At 65.2% G+C, this 13,701-nt stretch carries 16 protein-coding genes; 11 read left to right on the top strand and 5 right to left on the bottom strand.

Going from position 1 to position 13,701, the window contains the following annotated elements; all coding sequences use genetic code 11:
- Nucleotides 1–28 precede the first annotated feature (28 nt).
- Nucleotides 29–766 carry a dienelactone hydrolase family protein gene (locus B4400_RS15020; protein WP_078311083.1) on the top strand — a complete coding sequence of 246 codons (738 nt, stop codon included), beginning with the start codon at nt 29–31 and terminating at the stop codon, nt 764–766.
- Nucleotides 766–1,380: an ASCH domain-containing protein gene (locus B4400_RS15015; protein WP_078311082.1), complete on the top strand. Its 615-nt coding sequence runs from the start codon at nt 766–768 to the stop codon at nt 1,378–1,380. Before B4400_RS15020 ends, B4400_RS15015 begins: the two co-directional genes overlap by 1 nt.
- Here the strand turns inward: B4400_RS15015 and B4400_RS15010 are convergent.
- Nucleotides 1,377–2,081: a hypothetical protein gene (locus B4400_RS15010; protein ID WP_078311081.1), complete on the bottom strand. Its 705-nt coding sequence runs from the start codon at nt 2,079–2,081 to the stop codon at nt 1,377–1,379. The two genes, B4400_RS15015 and B4400_RS15010, sit on opposite strands and share 4 nt — an antisense overlap.
- A gap of 9 nt (nt 2,082–2,090) precedes the next feature.
- Nucleotides 2,091–3,035, bottom strand: a complete 945-nt coding sequence (locus tag B4400_RS15005; RefSeq protein WP_502688404.1) for a DMT family transporter — start codon at nt 3,033–3,035, stop codon at nt 2,091–2,093.
- A gap of 157 nt (nt 3,036–3,192) precedes the next feature.
- Here B4400_RS15005 and B4400_RS15000 point away from each other — a divergent pair, with 157 nt between their 5' ends.
- Nucleotides 3,193–4,059: a LysR family transcriptional regulator gene (locus B4400_RS15000; RefSeq protein WP_078311079.1), complete on the top strand. Its 867-nt coding sequence runs from the start codon at nt 3,193–3,195 to the stop codon at nt 4,057–4,059.
- A gap of 4 nt (nt 4,060–4,063) precedes the next feature.
- Here B4400_RS15000 and B4400_RS14995 read toward each other — a convergent pair whose 3' ends face one another.
- Nucleotides 4,064–4,708 (bottom strand): class I SAM-dependent methyltransferase, encoded by a 645-nt coding sequence (locus tag B4400_RS14995; RefSeq protein ID WP_078311078.1) that lies wholly within the window; start codon nt 4,706–4,708, stop codon nt 4,064–4,066.
- Nucleotides 4,701–5,651 carry an NAD(P)/FAD-dependent oxidoreductase gene (locus B4400_RS14990; protein WP_078311077.1) on the bottom strand — a complete coding sequence of 317 codons (951 nt, stop codon included), beginning with the start codon at nt 5,649–5,651 and terminating at the stop codon, nt 4,701–4,703. Before B4400_RS14990 ends, B4400_RS14995 begins: the two co-directional genes overlap by 8 nt.
- A gap of 100 nt (nt 5,652–5,751) precedes the next feature.
- Between B4400_RS14990 and B4400_RS14985 the strand changes: the two genes are divergently transcribed.
- On the top strand, nt 5,752–6,327 hold the full coding sequence (locus tag B4400_RS14985) for a helix-turn-helix domain-containing protein (protein WP_170915019.1): 576 nt from the start codon (nt 5,752–5,754) through the stop codon (nt 6,325–6,327).
- Nucleotides 6,328–6,353: 26 nt separating this feature from the next.
- Complete coding sequence (gene rlmN, locus B4400_RS14980; RefSeq protein ID WP_078311075.1) at nt 6,354–7,475, top strand: dual-specificity RNA methyltransferase RlmN; 1,122 nt, start codon at nt 6,354–6,356, stop codon at nt 7,473–7,475.
- Here the strand turns inward: rlmN and B4400_RS14975 are convergent, their stop codons facing one another.
- Nucleotides 7,476–7,736 carry a DUF2631 domain-containing protein gene (locus B4400_RS14975; protein ID WP_078311074.1) on the bottom strand — a complete coding sequence of 87 codons (261 nt, stop codon included), beginning with the start codon at nt 7,734–7,736 and terminating at the stop codon, nt 7,476–7,478.
- A 145-nt stretch (nt 7,737–7,881) separates the two neighbouring features.
- Here B4400_RS14975 and B4400_RS14970 point away from each other — a divergent pair, with 145 nt between their 5' ends.
- From B4400_RS14970 to B4400_RS14945, 6 genes are all read left to right on the top strand, one after another.
- A complete protein-coding gene (locus B4400_RS14970; protein ID WP_078311073.1) occupies nt 7,882–8,352 on the top strand; it encodes a toxin-antitoxin system HicB family antitoxin in 471 nt (156 codons plus the stop codon).
- 18 nt (nt 8,353–8,370) lie between these two features.
- Entirely contained in the window at nt 8,371–9,123 is a 753-nt protein-coding gene (locus B4400_RS14965; RefSeq protein ID WP_078311072.1) for a DUF4097 family beta strand repeat-containing protein, read from the top strand.
- A 21-nt stretch (nt 9,124–9,144) separates the two neighbouring features.
- A complete protein-coding gene (gene dxr / locus B4400_RS14960) occupies nt 9,145–10,320 on the top strand; it encodes a 1-deoxy-D-xylulose-5-phosphate reductoisomerase (RefSeq protein WP_078311071.1) in 1,176 nt (391 codons plus the stop codon).
- Nucleotides 10,320–11,555 carry a M50 family metallopeptidase gene (locus tag B4400_RS14955; RefSeq protein ID WP_078287587.1) on the top strand — a complete coding sequence of 412 codons (1,236 nt, stop codon included), beginning with the start codon at nt 10,320–10,322 and terminating at the stop codon, nt 11,553–11,555. Before dxr ends, B4400_RS14955 begins: the two co-directional genes overlap by 1 nt.
- A 20-nt stretch (nt 11,556–11,575) precedes the next feature.
- Complete coding sequence (ispG, locus tag B4400_RS14950) at nt 11,576–12,739, top strand: flavodoxin-dependent (E)-4-hydroxy-3-methylbut-2-enyl-diphosphate synthase (RefSeq protein WP_078311070.1); 1,164 nt, start codon at nt 11,576–11,578, stop codon at nt 12,737–12,739.
- A gap of 100 nt (nt 12,740–12,839) precedes the next feature.
- On the top strand, nt 12,840–13,652 hold the full coding sequence (locus B4400_RS14945; protein ID WP_078311161.1) for a GNAT family N-acetyltransferase: 813 nt from the start codon (nt 12,840–12,842) through the stop codon (nt 13,650–13,652).
- Nucleotides 13,653–13,701: the final 49 nt, after the last annotated feature.

Here is a 13,701-nt window from a genome sequence, read left to right as displayed (position 1 = left end):
TCAGCCTGGTGGCTGGTTTGATGGAAACATGTCTCGCCGCGATGTTCAGATCCGCACGCCCGACGGGCAATGCCCTGCAACGCTGCACGTTCCGGACAAGCCCGGATCCGCCGTCATCGTCTATCCCGACGCGGGTGGTGCCCGTGAGGTCATGCGGGAGATGGGGGACCGGCTCGCGGCGCTCGGATACGTGGCACTGGTGCCCGATGTCTACTACCGCGAAGGCGATTGGAAAGCATTCGATCTGGCGACGGCATTTGGAGACCCGGAAGAGCGTGGCCGTCTCTTCGCGACGATGGGGACGCTAACCCCCGCCCGGATCGATGCCGATGCGGGCGCCTTTCTGGAGTTCCTCGCTCAGCAGCCCGAGGTGACGGGTGACACGGTGGGCCTGACGGGCTACTGCATGGGAGGACGGATCTCGTTGCGGGTGGCGGCGACTCACGCGTCCAGGGTGGGTGCGGTCGCGTCATTCCACGGCGGCAATCTCGCCAACGCCGACGACCCCAACAGTCCACACCACGTCGCCGACAGGATCACTGGCGTCGTGCTGGTGGCCGCCGCGGAGCACGACGCGTCCTTCCCGCCCGAGCAAGACCAGCTGCTGGCACAGGTGCTGACCGATGCCGGGGTGCGGCACACCATCGAGACGTATCCCGCCAAACACGGGTTCGCGGTCACCGACAACGCCACCTACGACAAAGCGGCGGCCGAGCGTCACTGGCGAGCGCTCGAAGAGCTCTACGGTTCTCACCTGGGCGTCTAATGCTGTTCGAGCCGCGGCTGCGGGCCGGAATCCATGACGGCACCATCTCGGTTGCGTACCGGCGCTGGAAGCGCCCGCAGGTCAAGGTGGGCGGTCGCTACCGTGTCGGTTCGGACCGCATTCGCTCCATGACCGAATTCGACTTCATCGAGGTCGATGCCGTCGACGAGATCACCGCACGCGATATCGACGATGCCGACGCGTTGTTGGCGGGGTACCCCTCGGCCGCGCTGGCGCGAAGCGATATCGGTGCGAGCGGAGCCGACCCGCTGTACCGCTTGGCATTTCGCAAGATTGCGATGGCCGATCCACGTGCGGCGCTGGCATCATCGGCGACGCTCTCGGCCGACGATGTCGCCCACATCGACGCGAGACTGGATCGGATGGACCGTAGCGCCACGGCGGGGCCCTGGACCCGCGAGGTGCTGCGCGAGATAGCCCGACGTCCGGAGGTGCGGGCCAAAGACCTCGAATCCTGCTCGCGTTGGCCCGATTTGGCTACCTTCAAGGTGCACGTGCGCAAGCTCAAGAACTTGGGTCTGACCCTGAGTCTGCCCGTCGGCTATCGGCTCTCGCCGCGCGGTGCGGAGTATCTAGCCCGCGTACTGGACTAGCAGCTGAATTCCCGGCCACTGCCGTCGGCGGGGGTGGTCTCTTTCAGGCAGCCGAATGGTTCGATTCCGGCGTCGCTGATCCGAATGGCGGACTTTGTCTTGGTGTTCGCGCAGAACAATCCGGAAGTCTCGCTGCGGCAACCGAAGTCTCCGAATGTCAGGCGGCCGCCGTAGTCGAGTGGGTTTCCGTCGCCACTTTGGAAGGGGCCGGGATCGCCATGCAATCCACCCACCGTGACCTGGTGGCCATTGAAATCTGTCCATCCGCCGACCCAGTTGCCCTCGGTGCCGGCGGGCCTTTTCGGCGGATTTGTGAGATTGACCAGGCAGGACAGCGTATCCGACTCGATATTGCTCGTCATGCATCGTGTTTTGCCCGACGGAGTCCTGAACGCGACGTTGTCACCGAGATCGGTCTTTTGCCCGTCCTGGCTGGTGGCCGAGTGGAAGTTGGCGACATCCACCGGCGCTCCCTTGGAAATCCACTGCGCCACTGCGTCATACGGCGCACCCGCGACGGGCTCGGGTAGTTCGATGGGAGTCGTCGTAGTGGTCGAGGTGGGGGCCTTGCTTGTGATGCTGCTTGATGGCGGCGTACTGGATGAGGGCGTGGTCGGCGAGACCGATGCCCCCTTCGAGCATCCGGTGACAAGGAGCAGTGCTCCCAGCATGGTCAGACCACCGAGTAACAGGGCACGCATGCAGCCAGGCTAGCTGGCCACCACCGGCTGACGGGTAGGCGCGGCGGCTGCCGCCTCGATTGCGGGGTTCCCGTGAGCCTTGGATGGCCGGCTTGCCCGCGCGTTCAGCCAGCAGGCGAGTGCGCCGATCACCAGGCCGATTCCCATTCCGATATCCACCCGCTGGCCCAGCAGGATCCAGGACAACAGTCCCGCCACCGCGGGAATGACACAGAACAGCATGGCCACCGCGGCCGCACCGAACTTGCTGACCGACCGAACATAGAGCGAGGTGCACAGGGTGGCGTTGAACAGCACCACCGCCGCGACAGCTCCCGCGGCCTTCCAGGGGTCGTGCACGGCACTGGGTGTCAGTAATGCCAGCGCCCCAGCGGGCAGGAGGCCGGCCAGATTCTGGATGGCACTGTTGACCCGGAAGTCGACGTCGGCACAGAAGCGCTGCTGATACACCCCGCCGGCGGCCAGGCCCAACAACGCGACCAGAAGCAGCACCAGCACGGTGTCGATACCGCCCGTGGCGAGCAGTCGACGGGCACATGCGGCCAATACGGCCAGCACTCCCAGGCCCAGGGCAACAATCCGCCAGCCATTGAGGCGTTCACTCAGGAACAGGGCGGCCAACACGGCGGTGACCACCGGATTCATGGAGATGACGACGGCGCCGAGGACGGCAGGAGCCCCGTGCTCGAGCGCTTCGTACAGCGCGCAGAACTGCACGGCCTGCATCAGCAGCCCGGCGACGATGACGTGGCCGAGCTTGCGGCCCGTCGGCCAGGCGACCTTCGCGAAGAACGCCCAGGTGGCAAGGATTGCTCCGGCGAGGGCGAACCGGGCCACCAGGACCAGCATGGGCGTCATGGCCGATACGGAGAGCGCGCCAATCGGGTACCCGAGCGCGTACAGAAACGTCAGTGCGACCGCGTAGGACGCCGGCATCTTCTGCATGGCAGCCATCGTCGCCGGTCCGGACGGCTGATGTCCAACGATAATTGCTGATCAGAATCAATCAGCAATTGTGATCGATTGATATTCAACGTGCCTGCCAGGCTGATGCTAGACGCGTGGACGAGGAAATATTGATCAAATATTGTGATCGGACTACGGTGGCGACATGGCGAGTTCGACACTCGATATCGCGCCGCTGCGGTCGCTGGTCGCGGTCGCCGATTGCGGGGGATTCCATCGGGCCGCGGCCGTGCTGCATCTGACCCAATCCGCGGTGAGCCAACATGTACGCAAGCTGGAGACCGCGGTCGGCGAGCCGGTGGTCCGGCGCTCGGGGCGCGGTGTGGTGTTCACCGATAAGGGCGCGCAGCTGCTGGCGCATGCCCGCCGCATCCTCGCCGCGCACGATGCCGCGGTAGACGATCTAATAGCCGGTCAGGAGCGCACGGTGATTCTCGGGGTCACCGAGCATGGCGCGGACCTGATACTGCCGAGCATCACCACGGCACTGCGTAGTCACCTCCCGGACTGGTCGGTGCGTGTGCGGTTCGACCGCAACGTCTACCTCGCCGAATCCGTCGACCGGGGAAGTATGGACCTGGCCGTCATTCTCGATGGGTCAGGCCTGGATCGTGCCAATGCGGTGGGCACGGTGCGCTTGCAGTGGGTGGCGGCGCGTGGCTACAAGGCGAGTTCCGCTGAGCCCTTGCCGGTCATGACCTTCACCGAACCCTGTACCTTGCGCGCCCCCATGTTCAGTGCGCTGCACACTCTGGGCCGTCCGTACCAGATTGTCGGCGAATCACCGGATTTGTCGGGGCTGTACGCGGGTCTGCGGTCGGGTCTGGGGATGGCGTTGCTGCCCATCATCGGGTGGCTGCCCGACGGCATCGCTCCGGTGGAGGCCATGCCCGCGGCGAACCTGGCGACACTCTCGGTCGTCGGCCGCCGCGGGCTCGACCCCGCCGTGTTTTCAGCCGTGGAAGGTGCTGCGCGCGAGGCTCTTTCGGGAGAATCCGCGGCTATCGCCTAGGTTGTTACCCGGCTGGCTTACGCTCAGCACGCAGCACCGTATCGGCGATATCGAACTCTTCGTCGTCCCGCGTGAAGGTGCGATTGCGTGACTCGGCGACAAGGACATTCCACTGGTCCGGGTCGAGGGCGTCGGCGATGTCCTCCGCGGTGAAATACCAGTCGGGCAGGTCCGGCCGCCCGATCGCCGCCTGCATGTCCGAGGGATGGTGCCCGACAATCAACAAGGTTCCCCCCGGGGCCACTGCTGCGGCCAGCGCCGTGAACACCGGCTCACGAAGCTTTGTCGGCAGGTGCATGAAATGTGATGTCACCAAATCAAATCGACGACTCGGCTGCCATGTGGTCAGGTCGGCTTGCATCCAGGTGATCCTGGTGGCAAGTTCGGGGTCTGCCCGGGTGGCATTGTCGGCGGCGCGGCGCAAGGCGGTCTCCGCGAAATCCATTCCGGTGACCTGCCAACCCTTCTGGGCGAGCCAGATCGCGTCACCGCCCTCGCCGCAGCCGGCATCCAGCGCGGTACGTGGCGGCAAGGTCGAAATCTCTTGTACCAGTTGTGGGTTGGCATTGCCACTCCATAACGCGTCGTGCGACCGGTAGAACTCATCCCACGATTTCTCGTCGGACGGCGGATTGTGGTGATCACACATGTTGTAACTCCTGGGCGTCGGCGACCGCGAGGTCGGCGTTGATGGTTGCGGCGACCTCGGTTCCGGCCGCAGCCGAGGTGATGACTTGCGCCTTGATGTCGGTGACGTTCCCGGCGGCGTAGATTCCCGGCACAGTGGTGGCACCCCTGGTGACCGGCAGATACGTCCCCAACAGGTGGTTTCCGAGTCGCATCTCCTGCGCCGTCAGCCCTGTCGGCGCAAGCATGTCGATGCGTGCCGACACCATCGTCGCGACGACTAGCGCCTCACATGGAACCGTGGCTCCGGTTTCCAGCTCTACCCCGGTGAGTGCGTCGTCGGTGATCCGCAGCCGTGTCACCGGTCCGTCCACGACGCCGATGTCCCGGCGGGCCAGCTGCGCGGCGTCGTCAGGCGAAAGTGGAAAATCGTTGTGCCGCAGTAGCACGACGTTATCGCTGAGCTGGCGGAAGATGAGGGCGTGGTGCACCGCCAGGGGGCCGGTGCCCAGTACGACGATGGCGCGATCGCGCACCTCCCAGCCGTGGCAGTAAGCACAGTGCAGGACGTCGCGGCCCCAGCGCTCCGCCAGTCCCTCGACGTCGGGCAGTTCATCCACCGCTCCCGTGGCCACCAGGACCCGGCGGGCGTGGACCGTCGAGGTCGTGTTGTCCGGTAAATCCACTGCCACGTCGAAATGGTTGTCCGCGTGGGATACCGAGGTGACGCGTGCGTCGCGGAAGGTCGCGCCGTATTGCTCGGCTTCACCGCGCCCGATGCTGAACAGCTCGGCCGGGGGTGTCGACTCGCGTCCGAGGTAGTTGTGAACCCGATCCGCTGGCGCGTTACGCGGGTGGTGATCGTCGATCACGACGACCGACCGCCGCGACCGGGCGAGAGTGATGGCCGCCGACAGGCCCGCGGCACCGCCACCGATGATGGCTACATCCCAGAGTGTCTTCATGGCACCACTATTGGGGCGAATCTGCGAAAAGCGCAAGCTTTCTTGCCAAAGCGGCAATTTCGTTGTCACTATGGTCGGTGTGGACGATCAGAATCAGCGGTTGGAGGCCGTGCTCGATGCCCTGGGGCCGCGGCTGCGGGCCTTGCGCCTGCACCGTCAGGTCACTCTGGCGCAGTTGTCCGAGACGACGGGTATCTCCGAAAGCACGTTGTCTCGTCTGGAGTCCGGTCAGCGCCGACCCACCCTGGAGCTTCTTCTGCTCCTTGCCGAGGCGCACCAGGTGCCGCTCGACGAGCTGGTGAACGCGCCCGCCACGGGGGATCCGCGCATCCACCCCAAACCGTTCACCCGACACGGATCGGTGTACCTGCCGCTGACACGCCGGCCCGGCGGGGTGCAGTGCTACAAGCAGATCATCCCGCCGCGTTCGCCGAAGGGGGAGCCCAACCTGAAGGTTCACGACGGCTACGAGTGGATGTATGTGCTGTCCGGGAAGGTCCGCCTGTTGCTCGGCGAGCTGGACCTGATCCTGCCTGCCGGTGAGGCCGCCGAGTTCGATACGCACATCCCGCATTGGTTCGGCAATCCGACCGATAAGCCCGTCGAGGTGTTGCATATTTTCGGCCCGCAGGGGGAGCGCATGCATGTGCGGGCACGTTCTAGTTCGGGGAACTAGCGCGGGCCTGGGATACTGAGTCGGTTATGTCTGCCGACAAAGGATCCCTGCCTCTGGTGTTCGACGCTCCGCGTCGGGCCATGCCGCCGCGTCACCTGGCCGATATGACCGCCGCCGATTGTCGTGACGCTGTGTTGGCCCTGGGGCTTCCGGCGTTTCGCGCCAAGCAGCTCGCGAACCAGTACTACGGACGGCTGGTGGGCGATCCCGCGGCGATGACGGACCTGCCTGCGGGTGCGCGCGATGGTGTGGGTGAGGCACTGTTTCCCCGACTGCTCAACCCGCTGCGCCAGGTGGCCTGCGATTCCGGCGACACCCGAAAGACCTTGTGGCGCTTACACGACGGCAGCACCGTCGAGTCAGTGCTCATGCGCTACTCCGACCGCAACACGCTGTGTATCTCCTCTCAGGCCGGGTGCGGTATGGCCTGCCCGTTCTGTGCCACCGGTCAGGGCGGATTGACGCGCAACCTGTCGGCCGCCGAGATTCTGGAACAGGTGCGTGACGCTGCGGCAGCATTGCGCGACGGCGAGCTGCCGGGCGGGCCCGGCCGGCTGTCGAACATCGTCTTCATGGGTATGGGTGAGCCCTTGGCGAACTACAACCGGGTGCTCACGGTGCTGCGCAAGATCACTGCGCCGCCCCCCGAGGGATTCGGCATATCGCAGCGCGGTGTCACGGTGTCAACCGTGGGGCTGGCGCCGGCCATTCGCAAACTTGCCGACGAGGGGTTGGGGGTCACACTCGCGGTTTCGCTGCACTGCCCGGATGACGAGCTGCGCGACACCCTGGTGCCGGTCAACACCCGGTGGGCGATCGGTGAGGTGCTCGATGCCGCGCGCTACTACGCCGATGTCACCGGCCGGCGAGTGTCCATCGAATACGCGCTCATCCGCGATGTGAACGACCAGCCCTGGCGTGCCGACCTACTTGGCAAGAAGCTGCGAAAAGCCTTGGGCCAGTTAGTTCATGTCAATCTGATTCCGCTGAACCCGACGCCGGGCAGCCAATGGGACGCCAGCCCAAAGCCTGTCGAGCGGGAGTTTGTGCGACGCGTACGCGAGCAGGGAGTCTCCTGCACGGTGCGTGATACCCGGGGCCGGGAGATTGCCGCGGCATGCGGCCAACTGGCGGCGTCCGAGCGTTAGCTAGCGGATGCGGCCGGAACGGCGGCCGAGGTAGTCGTTCACGGTGAAGGCCAGGACGATGATGGCGAAACCGACACAGAAGATGTCCTCAACCTTGCCGACGTGATTGCCCTTAAGTAGCAGCAGTAAGAAGGCCACGATGGCAAGGCCGAGGATGTGGAAGATCCGGGGGTTCTGGCCCGAGAGCCCGCGCCCGAACGCTGCGGACGGCACGTCCTCGACGTCGACTCCGTCGTGCTTGACAACCTCAGTCGTGGCCACCGCCAGCCCTCCAATCTCAGACGTCTACTACAGCCCATAGTCTGCCACGCCCACCCGCTCCCGGGTGAAGGCGGCACCCCTGCCCGGCGGGAAGTCTCGGGAAGTGACACTTGATATGACACTGAAATGGTGTCACCATGACACCATGGATTTGCAACCGTATGTCGACGCGGTGCGTCAGGAACTCGCGGTGGCCGCTCGAGCCGGAGGGCCGGAGGCGGAGGAGCTCGCGGATCGATTGACCGCTCCGTTGGAATCGGCGTTCCGGCTGGCCCTGCTGGACGCGCTGTCGGCGGCGGCCGAGCAGATCACCCGAGAGCTCGCACCTGCGTCCGTCGATCTGCGGTTGCGTGGCCGCGAGCCGGAGTTCGTGGTGAGCCGGCCGGTGGATCAACAGGAGGCTGAACCCGCCGTCGCGATCGACGAGAGCGCCGGCACCTGGCGAGTGACGCTGCGACTCCCGGAAAGCCTGCGCGCCATTGTCGAGGCCGCCGCCGGGAACGAGGGGATCTCGCTCAACGCCTGGCTGGTGCGTGCCGCGGCCACTGCGGCCAAAAAGCCCTCCAGTTCAACAACATTCAGTACCGGTCGCACCATCAGCGGCTGGGTCCGCTAACACAGGAAAGGGAACACCATGACTGCTCTGCCGGAATTTGAAACGCATGACCCCATCGCCGCCAAGGTTGAACTTGCCCGCGGGACACTTCAGATCGTCGCGAGCCAGCGCACCAATACCGTGGTGGACGTCCGGCCACGTGATGCAGGCAAGGCGCTGGACGTCAAGACCGCCGAGCGCACCAAGGTCGTCTTCTCCAAGGGGGTGTTGACTGTGCTTTCTTCGCAGGGGCTGACCTTCCGCACCGGCACCATCGACGTCATCATCGAGCTGCCCAGCCAGTCAATGCTGGACATCGCGGTGGCCTCGGCCGAAGTGCGCGCCGACGGCGCGTTCGGCGATGTGCAATTTCAGTCGGCCAGTGGTGATTTGTTGATCGACACCATCACCGGGGACGCCCGCATCAATACCGCGTCGGGCGGGGTATCGATCCGTGAGCTCACCGGCGATGCCGGCTTCAACACCGCTCGGGGAGAGCTCGCCGTGAAGGAACTGCGCGGCAATATCAAGGCCGCCTCGTCCTCGGGATCGGTGACCATCGGATCGGCGGTCGTCGGCGGACTGATCTTCGACACCGCCAGCGGCGATACCTCCATCGGTATCGCGACGGGCACCGCGGCCCGGCTGCAGATCGACACCGCCAGCGGCGTCGTCACCAACTCGCTGGACTCGGTGGACGGACCGTTGGCGGGGGACGAGAAGTTCCTCGTGAAGGTGCGTTCGGCCTCCGGTGACGTCGAACTGCACCGTCCGGTGGGAGTCTCGGGCTAGCGCAGGCCGCACAATATCTAGGTGACACGTAGTTCAGAGGTCAGTCGGGTGCTGCTGCTCGGCAGCACCGGGTCCATCGGGACCCAGGCGCTCGAGGTCATCGCCGCCAACCCCGATCGCTTCGAGGTGGTCGGCCTGGCGGCCGGTGGCGGGAACATCGACCTGCTGCGGCAACAGATCGCCGACACCGGGATCACCAACGTCGCGGTGGCGGACGAGAGTGCCGCTGAACGGCTCGACATACCCGTACTCAGCGGGCCCGGTGCCGTTACCGAGCTGGTGGAGAACACCGAGGCCGACGTGGTGCTCAATGCGCTCGTCGGCGCCCTGGGTCTGCGTCCCACCCTGGCCGCGCTGAAGACGGGGGCACGACTGGCACTGGCCAACAAGGAGTCCCTGGTGGCCGGAGGGCCGCTCGTCACCAAGGCTGCCGCCCCCGGCCAGATCGTCCCCGTCGACTCCGAACATTCCGCGCTCGCGCAATGTCTGCGCGGCGGCACGCGCGGTGAGGTGGCGCAGCTGATCCTGACCGCGTCGGGCGGGCCGTTTCGAGGCTGGACGGCGCCGCAGCTCCAGGACGTCACCCCCGAACAGGCCGGTGCGCATCCCACCTGGTCGATGGGACCGATGAACACCCTCAATTCGGCCTCCCTGGTCAATAAGGGGCTCGAGCTCATTGAGACGCACCTGCTGTTCGGTGTGCCGTACCGGCAGATCGGGGTGGTCGTGCATCCGCAGTCGATCGTGCACTCGATGGTGACGTTCACCGATGGGTCGACGCTGGCACAGGCCAGCCCGCCCGATATGAAACTGCCCATCGCCCTGGCACTGGGATGGCCGGACCGGGTAGCCGCCGCAGCTATGGCCTGCGACTTCAGCACCGCCTCTACCTGGGAGTTCGAGCCGCTGGATGCCCAGGTTTTTCCCGCCGTCGATTTGGCCCGGAGTGCCGGAGAAGCGGGGGGATGCATGACCGCCGTCTACAACGCCGCCAACGAAACCGCGGCCGCGGCCTTCCTGGCCGGACGTATCGGATTCAGGTCCATCGTGCGAACAATTGCTGATGTGCTCGATGCCGCAAGCCAATGGGAGGGAACCTCTGCGGAACCCGCTACCGTTGACGATGTACTTGATGCGCAGAACTGGGCTGACCAGCAGGCTGCGCAACTCATCTCCGCGGAGGAAAATCGAACCTGATGGCTGCGTACGTGATCGGAATCGCACTATTCGCGCTGGCGATCTTGGTGTCGGTGGCGCTGCATGAGTGCGGGCACATGTGGGTGGCGCAGGCCACCGGCATGAAGGTGCGCCGCTACTTCGTGGGATTCGGTCCGACGCTGTGGTCGACCAAGCGCAAGAGTAACCGTGGCGCCAACGACGTCATCGAATACGGCTTCAAGGCCGTCCCGTTGGGCGGCTTCTGCGATATCGCGGGCATGACCTCGGTGGAACAGCTCACCCCCGAAGAATCCGACCGTGCCATGTACAAGCAGAAGGTCTGGAAGCGGGTCGCGGTGCTGTTCGCCGGACCGGCCATGAACTTCCTCATCGGCATCGTGGTCTTCTACGGCGTCGTCCTGTTCTGGGGCTTGCCCGACAACAACGCGCCTACACATCCCGAGATCAAGCAAACGAGCTGTGTGGCACCGCAAAAGAGCGCCGATCCCAAGGACATGGCGACCTGCACCGGGGAGGGGCCGGCGGCGCTCGGGGGCTTGCGCGAGGGGGACCAAGTGCTCGCCGTCGCAGGCAAGCCGCTCAGCACATCCAGCGACATGGTCACCGCCATCCGAGAGCTGCGCGGTCCGCAGGTTTTCGAGATCGTCCGCGACGGCAAGCAGCAATCGCTCCTCGTGACCGTCACCGAGACGCAGCGCTGGGACGAGAAGGCAGGCAAGCTCATCTCGGTGGGTGCCGTCGGTGCCTCACTGGGCACCTATGTACCGCAGAAGCACTACAACCCGTTGACCGCGGTTCCCGCCACCGGAAACCTCATCGGGACCGTCGCCGTCGAAACCGTGAAGGCCATCGGGAAGATCCCCACTAAGGTTGGCGCCCTTTGGGACTCGATCACCGGCAGCGAGCGGGCGATGGACACTCCGATGAGCATCGTCGGCGCGAGCCGCATGGGTGGCGAGACAGTAGAGCACGACATGTGGATCATGTTCTGGATACTGTTGGCGCAGCTGAACTTTGCGCTCGGTGCCATCAACCTGTTGCCGTTGTTGCCTTTTGATGGTGGACACATCGCGGTCGCCACCTACGAGAAGATCCGCAACATGATCCGGTCGGCGCGTGGCCTCACCGCGGGCGCGCCCGTCAACTACATGAAGTTGATGCCGGCGACCTATCTCGTCCTGGTGGTGGTTGTCGGTTACATGCTGTTGACGATCACCGCCGACATCGTCAATCCGATTAGACTTTTTCAATAGCGATCCAATTGGAGGATCACATGACCAGCCTGGGCATTCCGAGTGCACCGCCGCCGACACTGTCGCCGCGGCGTAAGACACGTCAGCTCATGGTCGGAAACGTCGGAGTGGGCAGCGACTCGCTGGTCTCGGTGCAGTCGATGTGTACCACCAAGACCCACGATGTGAACTCGACCTTGCAGCAGATCGCCGAGCTGACGACCTCCGGCTGTGACATGGTGCGGGTGGCCTGCCCGCGACAGGAAGACGCCGACGCGCTCGCCGAGATCGCCCGCAAGAGCAAGATCCCGGTGATCGCCGATATCCACTTTCAGCCCAAGTACATCTTCGCGGCGATTGACGCTGGCTGTGCCGCGGTGCGCGTGAATCCGGGGAACATCAAGGAATTCGATGGTCGCGTCAAGGAGGTCGCCAAGGCCGCCGGTGAGGCGGGGATCCCGATCCGTATCGGCGTGAATGCGGGCTCGCTCGATCCGCGCATTCTCGGCAAGTACGGCAAGGCCACGCCGGAGGCGCTCGTCGAGTCGGCGCTCTGGGAGGCCGGCCTGTTCGAGGAGCATGGCTTCGGCGATATCAAGATCAGCGTCAAGCACAACGACCCGGTGATCATGGTCGCCGCGTATGAATTGCTGGCCTCACAGTGTGATTACCCGCTGCACCTGGGTGTCACGGAGGCCGGCCCGGCATTCCAGGGCACCATCAAGTCGGCGGTGGCGTTCGGTGCGCTGTTGTCCAAGGGCATCGGCGACACCATCCGGGTATCCCTTTCGGCGCCGCCCGTTGAGGAGGTCAAGGTCGGCAACCAGATTCTGGAGTCCCTCAACCTGCGTCCGCGTGGGCTGGAAATCGTGTCCTGCCCCTCCTGCGGTCGCGCGCAGGTAGACGTCTACACCCTGGCCAACGCGGTCAGCGCAGGCTTGGAGGGGCTGGACGTACCGCTGCGTGTCGCGGTCATGGGCTGCGTCGTCAATGGCCCGGGGGAGGCCCGTGAGGCCGACCTGGGCGTGGCATCCGGCAACGGCAAGGGACAGATCTTCGTGAAGGGCGAGGTCATCAAGACCGTGCCCGAGGCGCTGATCGTCGAAACGCTGATCGACGAGGCCATGCGGTTGGCTGAAGAGATGGGCGCGGAGATCGGAACCGACGGAACTCCGACAGGCCAGCCGGTCGTCACCGTAAGCTGAACGAAGCTCGGCGTAACGGGACACACGGGAGCGATTGCCGATGACGACAACACTGCCTGCGCCTGGAGCGCCCGGAGCATCGTCGTCCGACGCCGTGCGTGTGCTCGGGTTATCGGATACCGAGGCGGTACGCGCCGTCCTGGACGTCGACCCCGTGGCATCCTGCATGCTCGCCGCTCGCGTCGAGGCCCGTGGTGCCGATCCCACGGCCATCGGCGGCGAGATCTGGTCGACGGGAGCGTTGACGGACTCTCTGTGCTTTGTCGGGACCACGATCATTCCGTTGGCGGGCGGTCCCGGGGCCACTCGGCTGTTCGCCGAACGTGCCATCGAGCAGCACCGGATCTGCCCTTCCCTGGTCGGCCCGGCCGATGTGGTTCTGGACATGTGGTGCCATCTCGATCCCGTCTGGGGGCCCGCGCGCGAGGTTCGCGCCTGTCAGCCGCTGCTGGCGATGCTCGATGCGCCCACGTGTGCCGTGGACCCCGCGGTGCGGCAGGTGCGTGCCGAGGAGCTCGACCAGTATTTGAACGCGTCGATTCAGATGTTCATCGGCGAGATGGGCGTCGACCCGCGTAATGGCGACGGAGGTCGCGGGTACCGGCGGCGGGTGGCCGGTCTCATCGAAGCGGGCAGGGCGTGGGCACGTTTCGAGGATGGGCGGGTCATCTTCAAGGCCGAGATCGGATCGCAATCCCTGTCCGTCAGCCAGATTCAAGGTGTGTGGGTTGACCCCGAATTCCGTGGCCGCGGACTCGGTACTGCGGGGGTGGCCGCGGTGGCGGCGGCGGTGCACCGCAGCGGGCGGATCCCGAGTCTCTACGTGAACAGCTTCAATGAGGTGGCCCGCGCGTCCTATGCCAGGGCGGGATTCACCCGGATCGGCACGTTCGCGACGGTTCTCATTAGCTAGTCGCCGTTACACCCGTGTGCCTGCGGGGTTTTGACAGCTCGCGGTCTTA

Origin of the sequence: Mycobacterium sp. D16Q13, assembly GCF_002013375.1 — a bacterium.
Classification (GTDB): domain Bacteria; phylum Actinomycetota; class Actinomycetes; order Mycobacteriales; family Mycobacteriaceae; genus Mycobacterium.
Note: the sequence above shows the minus strand (reverse complement) of the source record. Positions and strands in the feature narration are given on the sequence as shown.